The organism is Glacieibacterium frigidum, assembly GCF_007097155.1.
Classification (GTDB): domain Bacteria; phylum Pseudomonadota; class Alphaproteobacteria; order Sphingomonadales; family Sphingomonadaceae; genus Glacieibacterium; species Glacieibacterium frigidum.
In genome coordinates this window covers 1,879,293-1,897,279 of record NZ_VJWA01000001.1, presented here as the reverse complement: position 1 = coordinate 1,897,279, position 17,987 = coordinate 1,879,293, and the positions used below count along the sequence as shown (strand labels likewise).

Annotated in this window: 21 protein-coding genes; 15 read left to right on the top strand and 6 right to left on the bottom strand. The window is 69.6% G+C overall.

What is annotated here, in order from left to right; translation table 11 throughout:
- The first annotated feature begins 57 nt into the window (after positions 1–57).
- Positions 58–1,512 carry an aldehyde dehydrogenase family protein gene (locus tag FMM06_RS09260; RefSeq protein WP_144236956.1) on the top strand — a complete coding sequence of 485 codons (1,455 nt, stop codon included), beginning with the start codon at positions 58–60 and terminating at the stop codon, positions 1,510–1,512.
- On the opposite strand, the gene FMM06_RS09255 is transcribed toward FMM06_RS09260, so the two are convergent.
- A complete protein-coding gene (locus tag FMM06_RS09255; RefSeq protein WP_185965113.1) occupies positions 1,501–2,940 on the bottom strand; it encodes an ArnT family glycosyltransferase in 1,440 nt (479 codons plus the stop codon). The two genes, FMM06_RS09260 and FMM06_RS09255, sit on opposite strands and share 12 nt — an antisense overlap.
- 79 nt (positions 2,941–3,019) lie before the next feature.
- Here FMM06_RS09255 and FMM06_RS16790 point away from each other — a divergent pair, with 79 nt between their 5' ends.
- From FMM06_RS16790 to FMM06_RS09210, 10 genes are all read left to right on the top strand, one after another.
- Complete coding sequence (locus tag FMM06_RS16790; RefSeq protein ID WP_185965112.1) at positions 3,020–3,316, top strand: hypothetical protein; 297 nt, start codon at positions 3,020–3,022, stop codon at positions 3,314–3,316.
- Positions 3,313–3,642: a PRC-barrel domain-containing protein gene (locus tag FMM06_RS09250; RefSeq protein ID WP_144236954.1), complete on the top strand. Its 330-nt coding sequence runs from the start codon at positions 3,313–3,315 to the stop codon at positions 3,640–3,642. The genes FMM06_RS16790 and FMM06_RS09250 overlap by 4 nt, the downstream gene beginning before the upstream one ends.
- The gene (locus FMM06_RS09245; protein WP_235889187.1) at positions 3,639–4,148 is read left to right on the top strand and encodes a 2'-5' RNA ligase family protein; all 510 of its coding nucleotides are present in this window, start codon (positions 3,639–3,641) and stop codon (positions 4,146–4,148) included. The genes FMM06_RS09250 and FMM06_RS09245 overlap by 4 nt, the downstream gene beginning before the upstream one ends.
- A 28-nt stretch (positions 4,149–4,176) precedes the next feature.
- On the top strand, positions 4,177–5,382 hold the full coding sequence (gene metZ / locus FMM06_RS09240) for an O-succinylhomoserine sulfhydrylase (RefSeq protein ID WP_144236953.1): 1,206 nt from the start codon (positions 4,177–4,179) through the stop codon (positions 5,380–5,382).
- A complete protein-coding gene (apaG, locus tag FMM06_RS09235; protein ID WP_144237172.1) occupies positions 5,382–5,786 on the top strand; it encodes a Co2+/Mg2+ efflux protein ApaG in 405 nt (134 codons plus the stop codon). The genes metZ and apaG overlap by 1 nt, the downstream gene beginning before the upstream one ends.
- On the top strand, positions 5,783–6,556 hold the full coding sequence (locus FMM06_RS09230) for a LysR substrate-binding domain-containing protein (RefSeq protein ID WP_144236952.1): 774 nt from the start codon (positions 5,783–5,785) through the stop codon (positions 6,554–6,556). The genes apaG and FMM06_RS09230 overlap by 4 nt, the downstream gene beginning before the upstream one ends.
- 26 nt (positions 6,557–6,582) lie before the next feature.
- Positions 6,583–8,034, top strand: a complete 1,452-nt coding sequence (guaB, locus tag FMM06_RS09225; RefSeq protein ID WP_144236951.1) for an IMP dehydrogenase — start codon at positions 6,583–6,585, stop codon at positions 8,032–8,034.
- Positions 8,035–8,148: 114 nt separating this feature from the next.
- Positions 8,149–9,333 carry an RsmB/NOP family class I SAM-dependent RNA methyltransferase gene (locus tag FMM06_RS09220; protein ID WP_144236950.1) on the top strand — a complete coding sequence of 395 codons (1,185 nt, stop codon included), beginning with the start codon at positions 8,149–8,151 and terminating at the stop codon, positions 9,331–9,333.
- Between the two features lie 26 nt (positions 9,334–9,359).
- Positions 9,360–9,866: a tetratricopeptide repeat protein gene (locus FMM06_RS09215; RefSeq protein WP_144236949.1), complete on the top strand. Its 507-nt coding sequence runs from the start codon at positions 9,360–9,362 to the stop codon at positions 9,864–9,866.
- A 19-nt stretch (positions 9,867–9,885) separates the two neighbouring features.
- Positions 9,886–10,425 (top strand): pseudouridine synthase, encoded by a 540-nt coding sequence (locus FMM06_RS09210; RefSeq protein WP_144236948.1) that lies wholly within the window; start codon positions 9,886–9,888, stop codon positions 10,423–10,425.
- A gap of 337 nt (positions 10,426–10,762) precedes the next feature.
- On the opposite strand, the gene FMM06_RS09200 is transcribed toward FMM06_RS09210, so the two are convergent.
- Together FMM06_RS09200 and FMM06_RS09195 are read right to left on the bottom strand one after the other, a co-directional pair.
- On the bottom strand, positions 10,763–11,845 hold the full coding sequence (locus tag FMM06_RS09200) for a cupin domain-containing protein (RefSeq protein WP_144237171.1): 1,083 nt from the start codon (positions 11,843–11,845) through the stop codon (positions 10,763–10,765).
- Between the two features lie 20 nt (positions 11,846–11,865).
- The gene (locus tag FMM06_RS09195) at positions 11,866–13,347 is read right to left on the bottom strand and encodes a class I adenylate-forming enzyme family protein (RefSeq protein ID WP_144236946.1); all 1,482 of its coding nucleotides are present in this window, start codon (positions 13,345–13,347) and stop codon (positions 11,866–11,868) included.
- Between the two features lie 120 nt (positions 13,348–13,467).
- Here FMM06_RS09195 and FMM06_RS09190 point away from each other — a divergent pair, with 120 nt between their 5' ends.
- From FMM06_RS09190 to FMM06_RS09175, 4 genes are read left to right on the top strand one after another with little or no spacing between them, the layout of a single operon-like run.
- On the top strand, positions 13,468–14,685 hold the full coding sequence (locus FMM06_RS09190) for a toxic anion resistance protein (protein ID WP_144236945.1): 1,218 nt from the start codon (positions 13,468–13,470) through the stop codon (positions 14,683–14,685).
- A gap of 1 nt (position 14,686) precedes the next feature.
- The gene (locus FMM06_RS09185) at positions 14,687–15,412 is read left to right on the top strand and encodes a hypothetical protein (protein ID WP_144236944.1); all 726 of its coding nucleotides are present in this window, start codon (positions 14,687–14,689) and stop codon (positions 15,410–15,412) included.
- 52 nt (positions 15,413–15,464) lie between these two features.
- Entirely contained in the window at positions 15,465–15,677 is a 213-nt protein-coding gene (locus FMM06_RS09180; protein ID WP_144236943.1) for a hypervirulence associated TUDOR domain-containing protein, read from the top strand.
- A complete protein-coding gene (locus FMM06_RS09175) occupies positions 15,674–15,994 on the top strand; it encodes a hypothetical protein (protein WP_144236942.1) in 321 nt (106 codons plus the stop codon). Before FMM06_RS09180 ends, FMM06_RS09175 begins: the two co-directional genes overlap by 4 nt.
- On the opposite strand, the gene FMM06_RS09170 is transcribed toward FMM06_RS09175, so the two are convergent.
- The 3 genes from FMM06_RS09170 to FMM06_RS09160 are packed head-to-tail and all read right to left on the bottom strand — an operon-like array spanning position 15,991 to position 17,952.
- Positions 15,991–16,338 (bottom strand): toxin-antitoxin system YwqK family antitoxin, encoded by a 348-nt coding sequence (locus tag FMM06_RS09170; RefSeq protein ID WP_144236941.1) that lies wholly within the window; start codon positions 16,336–16,338, stop codon positions 15,991–15,993. The genes FMM06_RS09175 and FMM06_RS09170 overlap by 4 nt on opposite strands.
- 6 nt (positions 16,339–16,344) lie before the next feature.
- A complete protein-coding gene (locus FMM06_RS09165; protein WP_144236940.1) occupies positions 16,345–16,791 on the bottom strand; it encodes a YrhA family protein in 447 nt (148 codons plus the stop codon).
- A 15-nt stretch (positions 16,792–16,806) separates the two neighbouring features.
- Positions 16,807–17,952, bottom strand: coding sequence for an HNH endonuclease (locus FMM06_RS09160; RefSeq protein ID WP_144236939.1), 1,146 nt, complete (start codon positions 17,950–17,952; stop codon positions 16,807–16,809).
- Positions 17,953–17,987: the final 35 nt, after the last annotated feature.

Below are 17,987 nucleotides of genomic sequence, written 5' to 3'. Positions count from 1 at the left end.
TTTGCGCTTTCACGATGGAGGCTGTAGCGGTGCAACGACCCTGCGGAGAACCCGATCATGCCCGGCCTGCAACCGACTTACCCGCTCTACGTCGCCAATCGCGCCGAGCAACCGAACACTGACCTGGAGGTCACCGACAAGTTCACCGGCGAGGTCGCAACGCGCGTCGCGCTCGCTGACGCCGCCACCATCGACCGCGGCATCGCGGCGGCGGTCGCGGCCGCCCCGGCATGTGCGCGCATGGCGGCGTACGAGCGCCAGGCGGTGCTAGCGCACTGCGTGACACGCTTCACCGAGCGCAAGGACGAGCTCGCGCATGCACTTTGCATCGAGGCGGGCAAGCCGATCAACGATTCGCGCGGCGAAGTCGGCCGCCTGATCGACACGTTCCGGATTGCCGCTGAAGAAAGCGTGCGGATGACCGGGGAGGTTCAGCCGCTCGACATCAGCCCCCGCGCCAAGGGCTATATGGGAATGTGGAAGCGCGTGCCGATCGGGCCGTGCAGCTTCGTCTCGCCGTTCAATTTCCCGCTCAACCTTGCCGCGCACAAGATCGCCCCGGCGCTCGCGGTCGGCTGCCCGTTCGTCATGAAGCCCGCCAGCCGCACGCCGCTGGGTGCGATCATAATCGGCGAGGTGCTGGCCGAAACCGACCTGCCGCTCGGTGCCTTTTCGATCCTGCCGGCGCACCGCGACGGCGCCGACCTGTTCACCACCGATGACCGGCTGAAGCTGCTCAGTTTCACGGGCTCCCCCGACGTCGGCTGGGCGCTGAAGGCGAAGGCCGGCAAGAAGAAGGTCGTGCTCGAACTCGGCGGCAACGCGGCGGTGATCATCGACAAGGATGCCGATCTCGACGACGCCGCTGCGCGCACGGTCTTCGGTGCCTTCTACCAGTCGGGCCAGTCGTGCATCGGCGTCCAGCGCATCATCGTCCACGCGAGCGTCTACGACGCGTTCAAGGCGAAGCTCGTGGCGCTGACGGCGAAACTGATCGCGGGCAATCCGAGCAACGAGAAGACCTTCATCGGCCCGATGATCGACGTGAAGGAGGCCGCCCGCCTCGACGGCTGGATCCAGGGGGCGACCGCTGCCGGCGCGACTTTGCTCTGCGGGGGAACACGCGACGGCGCGATGCTCGAGGCGACGCTGCTGGAAGGCGTGCCGCGCTCGACCGACCTGTACCGCGAGGAGGCGTTCGGCCCGGTCGCCTTCTTCTCGAAGTTCGAGGATTTCGACGCGGCCCTCGACGAGGTCAACGATTCGAAGTTCGGCCTGCAGGCCGGCGTGTTCACCCGCGACCTGTTCAACATGATGAAGGCGTGGGACAAATTGGAGGTCGGCGGCGTCGTGATCAACGACGTGCCGAGCTACCGCGTCGACAACATGCCTTATGGCGGCGTCAAGGATTCAGGCCTTGGCCGCGAGGGCGTGCGCTTCGCGATGGAGGACATGACCGAGATCCGAAACCTCGTCATCCGCCGCCGCGACAGCGACCTGTCACCGCTTTAGCCAGAGCATTCCGCCATACGGGGTCGGCACCGCGCGGTAGCCGTTGGTCCGCGCCCAGTCGTTCAGGACCTCGTCGGGAATGATGCGGCGATTGACCCCCGACGCACCCTCGAACCCCGTCAGGATCGCGCCCGGCGGCCGGGCGTCAAGTTCGCGCGCCAGCGTGCGCCGCGACGTGACCTTGAAGGCGCCGAGTTCGGCGTCCGAGCGCAGGTCGCCCGAGCGCCAGACGTGCGTGCCGGTGGCGAAGCGCGGATCGAGCGGCACGCCGCTGTCGACCACATAGGTCGGCGAGAAGGTGACGATCGGCCCCGCCGCCTGCGCCCCGATCCAGTGCGCCTGGCTCGTGACGCACCACGCCGCCGGGCCGCGCCTGACCGCGTCGGCGACGCCGAGCCCCGCATAGACCGCGACCGCCGCGACACCCAGCGCCGCCATGATCCGCAGCGGCCAGCGCCCGAGGGGCATCGCGAGGCCGAGGGCAACGAACAGCGGTGGCAGTACGGGCAGGAAGTACTGGCGGTAGGTCGGGGTCGGGAGGATGGCGGCAACGACACCGGCGACGAGAAGGGTGATGACGAAGGCGCGGTATTTTTTACCGTCATCCCGACGAAGAAAGAGAAGAACGATCAGCGCGACCAGCGCCGGCCCTATCGCCAGCGCCACCCCCGTGTCGCGCAGCTTCGCCGCCAGCGACAGCCGGTCGCCGATGCCGTTGAGGTCGTACCAGATCTTCGCGCCCTCCGCGGCATAGCGGAAGACGCCGTATTCGAACGCTTGCGCGTACGCCGCCCAGGTCAGCGCGGTCGGCAGCAGGGCGATCACCCCGCCGATCCCCCATGCCAGCATGGGTGCCACCGACTGCGTGCGCACCGCCTGCCACAGCAGCCAGAAGCCGCCGAACGCCAGCGGCAGCCCGTACGAAATCTTGATGCTTGCGGCACACCCGAGCGCCAGCCCCGCGACCCCCCAGTCGAGCGTCCGCCCCCGCGCCGCCGCCCACAGCGCGACCGCCAGCAGCAACGCGGGCAGCGCGTCGTTGCGCGCCAAGCTCATGCCGAACAGGAAAGGCACGCAACTGCCGCACAGCGCGGTCGCGATCAGTGCGTGCCTTGGAGTCACCCCGGCCCGCCGCTGCGCTGCGTACACCAGCGCCAGCGTACCGAGCCCGGCAACTGCGCTGACCAGCCGCAGCGCGATGAAGCTCCACCCGTCCGCAAGCCACGCGACCGGCGCGAGCAGCCACGGCTGGACGGGCGTCTGCAGGTACATGAAGTCGCCGAAGGGCCGCAGCCCCCGCGACACCAGATTGGCGGCGGCGAGATACTGGTCCTCGTCGTGGTTAACCGGCGTGATCAGTGCGAGCGCGATCAGCAGCGCGGCGGCGACGGCCCAGGGCCAGCGCGGAGCGGGAAGGGCGGGGGTCACGCCCGCCGCAATACGTGCGCCAGCTTGCCGCGTGAAGGGCGGCGGAACCGCGTTCGAACCACTCCGTTCAGCGCACGCAATGGAAACCGCCGCAAACTGGGTCGCGCCGATCGCGACGACGCTCGCCGCGATCCTCGTCGCCGCCAATCTGGGGACGAAGATCACCGGCTGGGGCTTCGTCGTGTTCAGCGTCGGGTCGATCGGCTGGATCGTCATCGGCGCGGTGACCGACCAGCCGAACCTGCTGTGGCAGAACGTCTTCCTGCTGTTCGTCAACCTCGTCGGCGTGTGGCGCTGGCTCGGCATCCGCGCGCGCTACGAAAAGGGCGCCGACTCCGCGACCGCGACCAGCGCGCGCGTGTTCCGCCGCTCATGACGAGCGAAGCGACCGTCGCCGACGCCCCGCAGGCAACACTGATCGCCGTCGGCGCGATCCTTGAAAGTCCGGTCAAGGGCAAGGACGGCGAGACTCTGGGCAAGATCGCCGAGATCATGCTGACCGCGGGCCAAGGCGCGATCGCCTATGTCGTGCTGGCGCGCGGCGGCGTGCTCGGCGTCGGCGAGACGCTGCACGCGATCTCGTGGTGCGATTTCACCGTCGATCCCGAGGACGGCGCGCTTTCGCTGCCGCTGTCGGGCGCCGACCTCGACGCCCGCGGCGGGTTCGACAAGGACCATTGGCCCGCTAAACCGGTCGAGTGACCGATCCCCACCCCCTCATCCTGACTGCGCGCGCCGATCCGGCCAGCATGGCCAAGTTCGAGGCCCTGCGCCGGGCGCATTACCCCGCCGAGATCAACCGCGTGCCCGCGCACATCTCGCTGTTCCACCATCTTCCCGGCAGCGAACTCGAGGCGGTCGTCGACCGGCTGAAGTTCACCGCGCGCCACCATCCCGCCCCCGAGATCGAGGTCGCGGGCCTGCGCTCGCTCGGCAAGGGCGTCGCGCTGACGCTCCACTGCGAGGGACTGGCGGCGATCCGCGCCGAGCTCGCCGATGCCTGGGCGCCGCTGCTGATCCCGCAGGACCGGCAGGGCTGGCGCGGGCACGTGACCGTCCAGAACAAGGTCGACCCCGCGGTTGCTCGCGCCACGTTGGCGCTGCTGAGCGCGACCTTTCAGCCGTGGACGGCGCGCATCGTCGGCATCGACGTGTGGCGCTACCTCGACGGGCCGTGGGAGGCGGTGAAGACCGTCGCCTTGCGTTGAATGCGCACGCGCGGCTAAGCCCCACCCCATGAAACGACACACCGGACAGGACCGCAGCGTCACGCGCAACTGGCACCCCGCGACGCAGGCGGTGCGCGGCGGCACGGCGCGCAGCGAGTATGGCGAGACGTCGGAGGCGATCTTCCTCACCTCGGGCTATGCCTATGACAGCGCGGGCCAGGCGGCGGGGCGGTTCGCCGGCACCGAGACGGGCATGACCTATTCGCGGCTGCAGAACCCGACCGTGCAGATGCTCGAGGAGCGGCTGTGCCTGATGGAGGGTGCCGAGGCGGGCCGAGCCACCTGCACCGGCATGGCGGCGATGTCGGCGGCGCTGATGAGCCATTTGTCGGCGGGCGATCACCTCGTTGCAGGCCGCGCGCTGTTCGGGTCGTGCCGCGTCCTCGTCGATACCATCCTGCCCAAGTTCGGCATCGAGACGACGATCGTCGACGGACGCGATACCGAGGCCTGGGCACGCGCGCGGCGACCGAACACGAAGGCGTTCTTCCTCGAGACGCCGGCCAACCCGACGCTCGACGTCTGCGATATCGCGGCGATTTCGGACATCGGCCACGACGCCGGCGCGCTGGTGGTGATCGACAACGCCTTCGCCTCGCCGATCCTGCAGCAGCCGCTCAAGCTCGGCGCCGACGTCGTCTGCTATTCCGCCACCAAGCATATCGACGGGCAGGGGCGCGTGCTGGCGGGTGCGGTGCTCGGCTCGGCGCAGTGGATCAACGACATCTATCTCGCCTACACGCGCCACACCGGGCCGGTGCTGAGCGCCTTCAATGCGTGGCTGCTGCTCAAGTCCTTGGAGACGCTCGACCTGCGCGTCCGGCGCATGGTCGACAACGCGCATGCGGTCGCCAGCTTTCTAGAGGGTCGCGTGCCGGTGACGCTCTACCCCGGCCTGCCGAGCCACCCGCAGCACGACCTCGCGATGCGCCAGATGTCGGGCGGTGGCACGATCGTCACTTTGCACGTCGAGGACCGCGTGCAGGCGCACGCGCTGCTCGACGCGCTGGAGATCATCGACATCTGCAATAACCTCGGCGATTCGCGTTCGCTGATGACGCACTGCGCGTCGACGACGCACGCCAGCGTGTCGCCGACGGTGCGCGAGGAGATGGGGATCACCGAAGGGCTGCTGCGCCTGTCGGTCGGCCTCGAGGACCCGCGCGACCTGATCGCCGACTTGACCCAAGCGTTGAAGAGGGCCGGGCTATGATGTCGGCGTTCTTCCCGTACGCGCAGGTCACGGCGGACATCACCGTCCGCGTCGCACCGCGCTACCTGCCCGACCAGTCGGACCCCGACGACGGGCGGTACGCGTGGAGCTACCATGTCCGCATCGAGAATGGATCGACGCGCGACGTCCAGCTGATCTCCCGCCACTGGATCATCACCGACGCACGCGGCCACGTTGAGGAGGTCGAGGGCGAGGGCGTCGTCGGCGAACAGCCGCTGCTCGGCCCGGGCGAGAGCTTCGATTATGTCTCGGGCTGCCCGCTGCCGACGCCGTCGGGGACGATGCACGGCACCTACGCCTTCGCCGCCGACGGCGGGCTGTTCGCGGTCGCGATCCCGATGTTCTCGCTCGACATCCCGCACGAGCGCGGGGCGGTGCATTGAAGCGCACTCACCTCCCGCTCAACGCGTTGCGCGTCTTCGACGCCGCCGCGCGGCACCTGTCGTTCACCAAGGCCGCCGACGAGCTCGCGGTGACCCCCGCCGCGGTCGGCCAGCAGGTCCGTGCGCTCGAGGATACGCTCGGCGTCGTGCTGTTCCGCCGCCTGACGCGCAATCTGGAACTCACTCCCGAGGCCGAGCGCGCGTTGCCTGCCTTGCGCGCCGGTTTCATCCAGTTCGAGGAATCGGTCCGCATCCTGCAGGACGCGCAGGGGTCGAAGGTGCTGACCATCGCCGCCCCGCGCGACTTTACCGCCAAGTGGCTCGCCGCGCGGCTGGCGGACTATGCGCGGGCGCACCCCGACGTGCGCTTCGTGCTCGCGGCGCAGGACGGTCCGGTCGATTTCACCCAGGCCAATCTCGACCTCGCGATCGTCTTCGACGGCGAGCCACAGGAAGAGGGCATCCACGGGCGCACGCTGGCGACCGAGACCTTGGTGCTCGTCGGCGAGGGCCCGCGCATCGTCCACCCGCTCGACCCCGATGCCGACGGGCTGACGGTGGGCGACGCAGGCCTGGCGATCGACGCTGCAGCACTCGGCTTGGGCAGTGCGCTGGTTCCTGCGACTCTGGCGGCGGCCGACCTCGCTGCGGGGCGCGTCACTGCCGCAGGCGAACCGCAGCCCTGCGCCAAGTCCTACTGGCTGATCGCCCCCACGCCGCAGTGGCGTCAGGCGAAGGTGCGCGCGCTGGTCGAATTTCTGCTCGCCTGAAGGCTCACGCGTCGCTAACAGACGCGATGGATATCCGACTCGGCCTGACCTTCGACGACGTTCTGCTGGTGCCCTGCGAATCGGGGGTGCTGCCTTCCCAGGCCGACACCCGCACGCGCGTAACGCGGGAGATCGGCCTCAACATCCCGATGCTCAGCGCCGCGATGGACACAGTGACCGAGGCCGACATGGCGATCGTCATGGCGCAGGCCGGCGGCATCGGCGTCCTCCACCGCAACCTGACGATTGACGAGCAGGCGACTGCGGTCCGCCAGGTCAAGCGCTTCGAGAGCGGCATGGTCGTCAACCCCGTCACCATGGCGGTTGGCGGCACGCTGGGCGACGCGCTCGACCTGATGCGCCGGCACCGGATCTCGTCGATCCCGGTCATCGACGCTGCGGGCCGGCTGGCGGGTATTGTCACCCACCGCGACGTGCGCTTCGCCGAGAACCCGCTGCAGCCGATTTCCGAGCTGATGACCTCGACCGACCTCGCGACCGTCAAGCCCGGCGTCAGCCAGGACGAGGCGCGCCGCCTGCTCCATGCCCGCCGCATCGAGAAATTGCTGGTCGTCGACAACGATAACCGCTGCATCGGCCTGATCACGGTCAAGGACATCGAGCGCGCGGTGACCTTCCCCGACGCGACCAAGGACGCCGCCGGCCGGCTCCGGGTGGCCGCCGCGACGACCGTGGGCGATGCAGGTTTCGAGCGTACCGAGGCGCTGCTCGACGCCGAGTGCGACCTGATCGTCGTCGACACCGCGCACGGCCATTCGCTGCGCGTCGCCGAGGCCGTGGCGCGCATCAAGCGCCTGTCGAACTCGGCGCAGGTCATCGCCGGCAACGTCGCCACCGCCGACGCGGCGCGCGCGCTGATCGACGCCGGCGCCGACGGCATCAAGGTCGGCATCGGGCCGGGGTCGATCTGCACGACGCGCATCGTCGCAGGGGTAGGCGTGCCGCAGCTGACCGCGATCTTCGACACCGCGAAGGCCGCGGGCGACGTGCCCGTCATCGCCGACGGCGGCTTGCGCACCAGCGGCGACATCGCCAAGGCGCTCGCGGCGGGCGCGAGCGCGGTGATGATCGGCTCGCTGCTCGCCGGCACCAGCGAGGCGCCCGGCGAGACCTTCCTGTGGCAGGGTCGGACGTACAAGAGCTACCGCGGCATGGGCTCGGTCGGCGCGATGGCGCGCGGCTCGGCCGACCGCTATTTCCAGCAGGACATCAAGGATCAGCTGAAGCTGGTGCCCGAGGGCATCGAGGGGCAGGTGCCGTTCAAAGGTCCGGCGAAGGACGTGCTGCACCAGCTGGTCGGCGGGGTGAAGGCGGCGATGGGCTATTCGGGCGCCGAGGACCTCGCGGCGTTCCGCGAGCGCGCCGACTTCATCCGCATCACCAATGCGGGGCTTCGCGAGAGCCATGTCCACGACGTGACGATCACCCGCGAAGCGCCGAATTATCCGGCGGGGTGAGTATTTGAAGTTGTCATTCCGGCGAAGGCCGGAACTCACTTTGCCACCAGCGGAGCCTCCGCCTCGTACCACGATGGGTTCCGGCGTGCGCCGGAATGACAAGGTAGATATAGAATGACCCCCTCCGCCCGCGTGCAGGCCGCGATCGACTGCCTCGACGCCATCGTCCACGCCGCGCGCGAGGGCGGGGCCGCCGCCGACACGCTGATCGCGCGCTATTTCCAGACGCGCCGCTATGCCGGGTCGAAGGACCGGCGCGCGGTGCGCGAGCTGATCTACGCCGTCATCCGCAGCATCGGCGAGCGCCCCGCCACGGGCCGCAGCGCGATGCTCGCCCACGCCCGCGCGCATGACCCCGCGCTGCTCGACCTGTTCGAGGGCGGCACGCACGGCCCGGCGCCCCACGTCGAGGGCGAGCCCGAAGCCCGCCCCGGCCCCGCGCCGGCGTGGCTGATCGAGCGGCTTCGGAGGCGCTTCGGCGCCGACACCGACGCGCAGCTGGCCGCGCTCCTCGACCGCGCCCCGCTCGACCTGCGCGTCAACACGCTCAAGACGACGCGGGACGCCATCGAGATCGACGCCGACCCGGTGCCGCTCATCGACACCGCGCTGCGCGTCCGCGGCGACCTGAACGTCGAGACGCTGCCCGCCTTTCACGACGGCCTCATCGAGGTCCAGGACGCCGGCAGCCAGTTCGCCGCCGCGGCGTGCGAAGCGAAGCCCGGCGAGACCGTTCTCGACCTGTGCGCCGGCGCCGGCGGCAAGACGCTCGCGCTCGCCGCGACGATGGGGGGGGAGGGCCGGCTGATCGCCGCCGATACAGACCGCGCGCGCCTGCGCCAGCTTGAACCGCGCGCTGTCCGCGCCGGGGCCGAGATCGAGACGCGCCTGCTCAACCCGGGCAAGGAGATGGCGGCGCTCGGCGATCTGCAGGGTGCGTGCGACCTCGTTCTCGTCGATGCGCCATGCTCGGGGACGGGCACATGGCGGCGCAATCCGGAGGCGCGGTGGCGGCTGACGCCGGACCGGCTGGCGCGCTTCGTCGCGGAGCAGGGGCGGCTGCTCAAGCTCGCGGCAGGCCTCGTCAAGCCCGGCGGGCGGATCGTCTATGTCGTCTGCTCGCTGCTGCCCGAGGAGGGCGAAGGGGTCGTCGCCGATTTCCTGGCGCAGACCGCCGACGTCAACCCCTTGCCCTTACGCAACCCATTGGGGGGTGCGCCCGTATCTAAAGTCGTACTGACGCCGGGGACACAGGGGTGCGACGGATTTTTTCTAGGGGGGCTGATACGCATCTGTTAGCATCGCCGCGGGGCGAGGGAGACGACATGCGCAAGTCCTGGGCGATACCGTTGTTTTTGCTGGTTGCGGGTACCGCGTCGACCGTCGCGGTCGGGGCCGCGGGCGGTGACGATGCGATCAACCCGCAGTCGCTGCGCCTGCAGGCGATCGGCGACGCCGCGCTCGCCAAGCAGCAGCCGGCCGCTGCCATCGACGCTTACGAAGCCGCTGCCGCGGTCGATCCGCGCAATGGGCGCGCCTTCATCGGCATCGCCCACGCTTATGAGGCACAGGGCCTGCCCGGCAAGGCGGTGCGCTTCTACCGCGAGGCACTGGCGCTCGATCCGAACAATCTCGCGGCGCTCGAGGGGCAGGGCAAGGCGCTCGTCGCGCGCGGTGCGCGGGCGCGGGCAAACCTGAACCTCGTCCGCATCAAGACGCTGTGCAAGACCGATTGCGCAGCGGCCAAGCGGCTAGAGGTCGCGCTCGCCGCACCCGTGGTTGCGCCGGTGGCGAGTGCCGAGGCGGCGAAGCCGGCGGTGGTCAAGAACTGATCTTCGCGGGCGAGGGCCGATGCCCCGCCTCATCCTGTTCAACAAGCCCTGGGGCGTTCTCCCCCAGTTCACCGACGGCGCGGCGCGCGCCACACTGTCGGACTATATCGACGTGCCCGGCGTCTACCCCGCCGGCCGCCTCGACCGCGACAGCGAGGGGCTGTTGATCCTCACCGACGACGGCCGCCTACAGGCGCGCATCGCCGACCCGCGTTTCAAGCTGCCGAAGACTTACCTCGTGCAGGTCGAGGGCATTCCCGACGACAGCGTCCTCTCCGCCCTGCGCAAGGGCGTCATACTGAACGACGGCCCGACGCTGCCCGCCGAGGCCGAGGCCATCGCACCCCCCGACCTGTGGCCGCGCGACCCGCCGATTCGCGTGCGCCAGACAATCCCGGACACCTGGCTCCGCCTGACCCTCCGCGAGGGACGCAATCGCCAGGTCCGCCGCATGACCGCCGCCGTCGGCCACCCGACGCTGCGCCTCGTCCGCTGGAGCGTGGGCGACTGGGCGGTCGCGGGACTTGCTCCGGGGGCGTGGCGGGAGGTGGAGCGGTAGAAGTCATTGCTCACACGAAGGCACGAAGGCACGAAGAAGAAAGAGAAAAGGTAGGGCGCGGAGGGACGGCGCCGGTCATCTGATCCGCGTATCGGCCGTCCTTTCGGTGCCTTGCTTCTTCGTGCCTTCGTGCCTTCGTGTGAGCAATTCTTCCTTCTTCAGCTCGCACCGGAGCGCGGCACCCGCTTGCCCTTGGTCCGGCTGGTCAAATGATACGCCCCGCAGCGGTCGCACCGATAAGGCCTGAGCGGCACCGCCGCGTCCCGCGCCACCGCAAGCGCCGCCGCCTCGCTCGCGTGCCGCACTTTGCGCGCGCAGACGCTTGCCCGCGTGCGCTTCACGCGTCGACCAGGCTGCCCTGCGCGACCAGCGCCGCGATGAGCTCGCGCGTGGCGAACGAAGGTGCGCCGACGACGCCCGCGCAAAGCGCTTCTGCGTACCCGACCATGTCGCCGGTGCAGTCGAAGCAGGCGCCGTCGGCGAACAGCAGGACGCCCTCGCTGCGGCGCACGAAGGCGAAGCGGCTCGCCGGGTTGCGGCGCAGGCCCGTTCCCTCGGGGACAACTTCGGGCGCATCGTCGTACTTGCGCTCCGTGACGTAGCGCCCGAACCAGCGCGCGAAGACCGCGGGGTCCTTCATCGTGCTCGTCACCATGGCGTGCAGGCGCGCGACCGCATCGGGCGCGATCTCGCCGGGGTTCGCCTGGGGGCTCAGGCCGGGGTCGGCGTAGCGGTCGTCGTCGGCGAGGCCCGCGATAAGGTCGTCGGCCCAGTGGCCGATCAGATCGGCGCGCGACGGGGCGCGAAAGCCGATCGAATAGGTCATGCAGTCGTCGCCGACCGCGACGCCGTGGTGCGCGATGCCGGGCGGAATATAAAGCATGTCGCCGGGCTCGAGCACCCATTCCTCGGTCGCCTGGAAGTCCGCCAGCAACCGCAGATCGTCGTGCGGCTGGAGCGGCGTCGCGGCGTCGCACATCCCTCCGATCTGCCAGCGCCGCCGCCCCAGCCCCTGCACGAGGAACACGTCGTACTGGTCGTAGTGCGGCCCGACACCGCCGCCGTCGCTGGCGTAGCTGACCATCACGTCGTCGATGCGCCAGTCGGGGATGAAGCGGAACGCCTCCCGCAAGGCGGCGACGTCGGGGTCGTAGGTGTCGACCGCCTGCACCAGCAGCGTCCACGGTTTCTTGCCGGCCTTGGCGAAACGCTTTTCCGCGAACGGCCCCTGTTCGAGCACATAGCCCTTGCGCTTCGTCGTCACGATCCGCGCCTCGACCCCGTCCTCGCACGCCAGCCCCGCCAGCTCGTCGGGTTCGAGCGGGTTCGCCCATGCGGCCCAGGGGTTGCGGATCAGCAGCGGGCGCCGCTGCCAAGTGTCGCGGAGGAAGGCGGGCGCGTCGAAGTTGGTGAGGTGCATCCGGGTCACATAGCCTTCGATCAGGCTGCGGCCCACCCATCCCGCAACTCCCGCTTCAACACCTTCCCGATCGCACTCCGCGGCAATGCGTCCACAACTTCGACCGCATGCAGCCGCTGCGTCTTGCCTAGCCGTTCGTTCGCCCATGCCTTCACGTCCGCCGCCTCGCGCAGCACCACGAACGCCACCGGCGTCTCGCCCCAGTCGTCCGACGGCACCCCGACCACCGCCGCCTCGACGACCGCCGGGTGCTCCGCCAGCACCGCCTCGAGATCGCTCGGGTAGATGTTGAAGCCGCCGCTGATGATCATGTCCTTCTTGCGGTCCATCAGCGTCAGGAACCCGTCGGCGTCGATCCGCCCGACGTCGCCGGTGCGCATGAAGACGCGGCCATCGGGGGCGATCCACTGCGCCTCGGCGGTCTTGCCTGGCTGGTTGTGATAGCCGCGCATCGTCGCGGTCGAGTGGCCGACGATCTCGCCGACCTCGCCGGGCGGCAGCTCGCGGCCGTCGTCGCCCAGCACGCGCATCTCGTGGCCCGGCGCGGGGCGGCCGACGGTGTGGAGCTTGTCGGGGTGCTGGTGGGCGATCAGTACGCACAGGCCGCCGCCCTCGGTCATGCCGAAATACTCGATCAGCCCGCCCGGCCAGCGCGCGAGTACATCGGCCTTCAGCGCGGCGGGAAAGGGCGCCGAGGTGGCGAACTTGCAGACCGTGCTCGACAGGTCGAAGCTGTCGAAGTCTGGCAGCGCCATGATGCGGCGGTACTGCACGGGCACCAGCATGGTGTGCGTCATGCGATGCTCTGCCGCGAGCGCGAGGTACGCGGCCGCGTCGAACTTCGGCATCATCACTACCGTGCCGCCGCCCGCGACGCCGGGCAGGAAGCTCGCCATCGTCGTGTTCGAATAGAGCGGCGTCGACAGCAGCGTCACCGAGGCGCGGTCGTAACCCAGTTTCCACCCCGCCGCGATATGCTGCCAGCGCATCGCATGGTCGTGGACGATGCCCTTCGGCGTCCCCGTCGTGCCGCTCGAATAAATGATGTTGAACGCGTCCCTCGGCCCAACCGCGACGGGGGTGAAGGCGTGCGAACCGATCCACGCGTCGTCGCCCAGGTCGAGCACCGGCACCGCGACCGGGTCGGCCACCGTGCTGGGGTCGGTAAAGAACAGCTTTGCCCCGCTGTCGGCAACCATCGCCGCGATCTGCGTCGGCGTCGACGATGGGGCGATCGGGGCGATGCACGCGCCCGCACGCAGCGTCGCGAGGAACAGGCTGGCGTAGGCGATGCTGGTGCCCGCGCACACCGCGACCCGGTCGCCGCGCTCGACTCCTCGCGCCTGCAGCGCCCCCGCGACGGCGTCGAGTCGCGCGTCGAGGTCGGCCCAGTCGATCCGCTCGTCGCCGACCACGAAGGCGGTGCCCCCGGGGTTGGCGGCGGCATGCCCGCGGATCAGGTCGGACAGGGTGCCGAAGTCGGCGTCGCGGGGGTCGGTCATGGGCGCCACCCTAGCCCTTGCGCCGGCCCTCGCAACTACCGACATAGTGCGGCAACACAGTAGAGCCGTCGCGTCCGATCTGCTAACCCTCGCACTCGCCACTCACCGGAGCATCGCCCAATGGCCACCCAGGCCCCGACGACCACCGCCGAAGCGCCGACCATCGTGCTGACCCCGCCCGCGCCCGTCGCGGTCGTCGCGCCGACCGCCGCCAGCGGGCTGGTCCCCGTCGACGACGCGACCAAGTCGAAGCTCGACGCCAATGTCGAGAAGTGGATCGGCGAACTTGTCACCGAGGATGCCGCGTCGCCTGCCTTCGGTGCCAAGGTCGACGCGCTGACCAACCTGGGCGCGAAGGAAATCGCCGACGCCGCGGGCCAGTCGAACCGCTTCCTCGACCGCCCGGTGCGCGCGATGGACCGCGACACCGGCATCGGCGCCAACCTGACCCAGCTGCGCGCCACCATCGAGGACCTCGACCCCGGCAAGCGCGGCGATCTGCTGCAGAAGAAGAAGCTGTTCGGGCTGATCCCCTTCGGCGGCAACAAGCTGCGCGGCTATTTCAACAGCTACAAGTCGGCGCAGTCGAACATCTCGGCGATCCTCGCGCGCCTCGCGTCGGGCAAGGACGAGCTGCTCCACGACAATGCCGCGGTCGACGTCGAGCGGGCCAACCTGTGGAAGACCATGGGGAAGCTCGAGCAGATGATCCACGTCTCGAAGACGTTGGATGCGGGGCTCGAGGCGAAGGCCGCCGAGCTCGACTATAGCGACCCCGCCAAGGCCAAGGCGATCCGCGAGACCGCGCTGTTCTACATCCGCCAGCGCACCACCGACCTGCTGACGCAGATGGCAGTCAGCGTGCAGGGCTATCTGGCGCTCGACCTCGTCAAGAAGAACAATGTCGAGCTGGTGAAGGGTGTCGACCGCGCGTCGACCACGACCGTCGCTGCGCTGCGCACCGCGGTCACCGTCGCACAGGCGCTGACCGCGCAGAAGCTGGTGCTGGAGCAGATCACAGCGCTCAACACGACGACCGCGGGCATGATCGATTCGACCGGCGAGCTGCTGCGCACCCAGACCGGGGCAATCCATCAGCAGGCCGCGAGCAGCACGATCCCGATCGCGACGCTGCAGAAGGCGTTCCAAAATATATACGCTACGATGGATGCCATCGACACGTTCAAGGTGCAGGCGCTGACCAGCATGAAGACGACGGTGGATACATTGTCGAGTGAGGTGGAGAAGTCGCGGGGGTATATCGCGCGGGCGGAGGGGGCGAGCAATTCAATGGCGTTGGGCGGCGGCGGGACGACCTTCGCGGCGCTGGAGGGTTGAGGTGAGCCGCGACGTCGACCGCGCCATTGCCCGTTTCGACGAGGTGCTCGACCGGCTGCCGGGCGGGTTCAACAACACCGCGCGGACGCGGCGGATCTCGCGCACCGTGTCGAACGCCGGGCGGCGGTTGCGGCGGGGGCTGTATGCGGTGGCCGCGCTGCTCGCAGTGCTGCTCGGCTATACTTTGTTCGTGGGCGCGATCGGGATCGGCGGGTTTCTGCTGGCGGCGCTGCTGCTGCCGCTGGCGTTCATCCTGGGCATGATCCTGCCGCTCGGCGGTGCCGCGATCGAGACCCCGGCGCTGAAGAAGCTTCCCCCCGCCGAGCTGCCGGCACGGACCGACGTGTGGCTCGACGCGCGCCGCCGCGACCTGCCGCGCCTTGCGGCCCCGACGCTCGACGCGATTTCGGCCAAGCTCAACGCGATCGGTCCGCAGCTGGCTGCGGTGCCGGCGATGGACGCGCGAGCGCAGGATGTCGGCCGCCTGCTGAATTCGCATTTGCCCGAGCTCGTCGAGCGCTACCGCAAGGTGCCGCCCGAGCTGCGCCGTACCCCCGCCGACGACGGCGGCCCGAGCATCGAGGCGCGGCTCGTCGAGGGGCTCAAGACCGTCGACACCGAACTCGCCCGCGTGTCGGAAAACCTCGCGAGCGACGACCGCGACGCCTTCCTGATCCAGGGCAAGTTCCTCGAAAACCGCTACAAGGAGCCGCAGGTCGGCGAGTAGGCGGAACCGCGCGCGTCCGTAGCCGGTTGGCTCCCGCAAGAGGGAGACCGTCATGGCGAAGGATCTGAAGGCAGGCGACGCGGTCGAGTGGGACTCGTCGGGCGGCCATTCCAAGGGCAAGGTGGTCAAGAAGCTGACCAAGCCGACCCAGATCAAGGGTCACAAGGTCGCCGCGTCGCCCGACAACCCCGAGTTTCTGGTCAAGTCCGACAAGAGCGGCGGCGAGGCGGCGCACAAGCCGTCGGCGCTGAAGAAGGCCAAGTGAGCGACCCCCTCGTCCCGCCCGCCGCGGTCGCCAAGGCCGCGCAGCAGGGCCTCGACCTGCGCGCGAAGTTCAAGCGCGGCGGCACCGAGGTCGGCGTGCGCCGTGCCAAGCAGCTGATCGCCCGCGAGGCCGTGTCGGAGGCCGACATCGCCAAGATCAGCAGCTATTTCAAACGTCACAGCGTCGACAAGCAGGCCAAGGCACACCGCTGGGGCGACACCGAGGACCCGTCGGCAGGCTATATCGCGTGGCTGCTCTGGGGCGGCGACGCGGGCGAGAAATGGGCCGACGCGGCGAAGGCGAAGCTCGACGACTAGCGCGCCACGCCCTGCTCGTTCCACTTCCGGAGTTCGACCGGCCGCTGGTTCTCGTCGCGGCGATACTCCGCCAGCACACCGTTCGGGTGCCAGTTCCAGCTCTCGCTCGACCCCCGCCCACGCACCGCGATGTTGCGCGATTCGAGCCGGCCGTCGGGGTAGAACCATTCCGACAGCCCGTCCGGCAGCCCGTCGGTATAGCGGGTTTCCGCCTCAAGCCGGCCGTTGGGGTGCATCGAGAACACGATCCCCGTGAACGGCACCCCGTTCAGCAACGCGAGATCGTCATCGAACTCGAGGTCGTCGTAATCGGCTCGCGCCACTTGCACTTCGTCGGTCAGCATAGGATTCTACAGCCGCTCGCGCAGCACCGTCTCGATCATCGTCGGCACGTCGGCATAGGTCTCGATGCCGTCGCCGCTGACCCGGTCGTAGCGGCCCGGCGCGCCGCCGGTCGCGGGCACGGCGAACATGTCGATGTCACTGTCGCCGAGCACCAGCAGCCCCTTGTTGCCGCCGTCGGCGCGCCACGCCTGGTTCGCCGCGACGATGCCCTGCCAAAAGCCGTCCTCGGGCGTTTCGGGCGACGCGGTCGCGCCGTAGAAGACGATGCCGTTGTAATCGACCCCGTCGTGGCGGCGCAGGAAGGCCGCGTAATCGTCGGGAAGCGTCGCGTGGAGCTCGTCGCGCACCCGCGCAGCGACCGTCGCCACCGCCGCGTCGCTCGCGGGGGGGCGCACGATTTCGCCCGCCTTCCGCTGGTCGGCGCTGACCGCGTCGAGAACTGCTTCCATCATGCGTCGGACCTCAACTCAGGGCGCGGGCGGATATACCACGCCGGGGGGGACGGGAAAATCGACCCGGCGGGTCTCGCCGACCGCGAGGTCACCCACCAGCGAGCGCTGGGCGTTGGTGATTGCGATGTGCGACGGGTCGTTCTTGATCAGCACGAGATTGTCGAAGGAATTGGTGCCGCCGTCGTCGAGCGGCAGCTTGTGATGGACCTGCCACCCCTGCGGGATCTTGCCCTCGGCGAGGCGCGCGATCTGGGCGTCGTTCAGCCCGGCGTTGCGCAAAGCGGCGAGGTTCGTGGGATCGCTAGAGATCGACTTCACGAAGCCGGCACGCGCGCCGCCGTCGAATTCGCGGCGCAGCGATTCATAGCTCGCACGGTCGCGCTTCAGGTAGTCGACGGGGCGGATCTCGACCCCCTCTAGGCGCACGGGCACGCCGCGCACGGTCGCGTCGTAATCGCCGATGCGCGTCGTCGGCGGCGGGGCCAGCGCCTCGTCGATCTTGGTCCGCATGCTCTCGAGCGTGTTGCGGACCGACGACGGCAGGCTGTCGAGCGGAGCGGCATTGATGGCGTCGCGGATCTTCTCGAGCGTCGGCTCGACGAGCTTGCGGAAGCCGACATCCTTCGCCGCGAGCTCGGCGGCGTTGCTGACCGTGTCGGCCCACTTGCCCAGCTTGCCGAGCTTCGCCGCGTCGCCGAGGTACGGCACGACGCCGAGCAACGAGGCGCCCGCACCCCACCAGTCGCCGCGCCCGATCGAGATGATCGTGTTGCTGCCGTCGGCGAACGGCGTCGGCTCGACGATCCCGACGATGTCGAGCGCGACCTGCGTCAGGTCGAGCGCCACCGACGCCTGGCTGGGGCCGTCGTCGGCAGCAGGCGGCGGAGCGGCCGCGGCGCGCAGCTGGCTGTCGATCGCCGACTGCAGCTGGCCGCGCTCGACGGGGGTCAGGCGCGCGTCGACCGCGGCACGCAGCGCGACGCCCTGATCGGGCTGGTCGGCGGCGGCGAGCAGGCCATCGGCGAGCTTGCGCTGGTCGATGCAGCCGCCACCCCGGGCGTCGGCGATCAGCCGATCGGCCTCGACCCCCACCGGCGGCGGCGCAGCCGGCGGCGGGGTGGTGGTTACCCGGGTGACGCTCGGGTCGATCGGCGGTGCCATGCTCTCATACTCTCGCACAACGTCGTTGGCGGCGA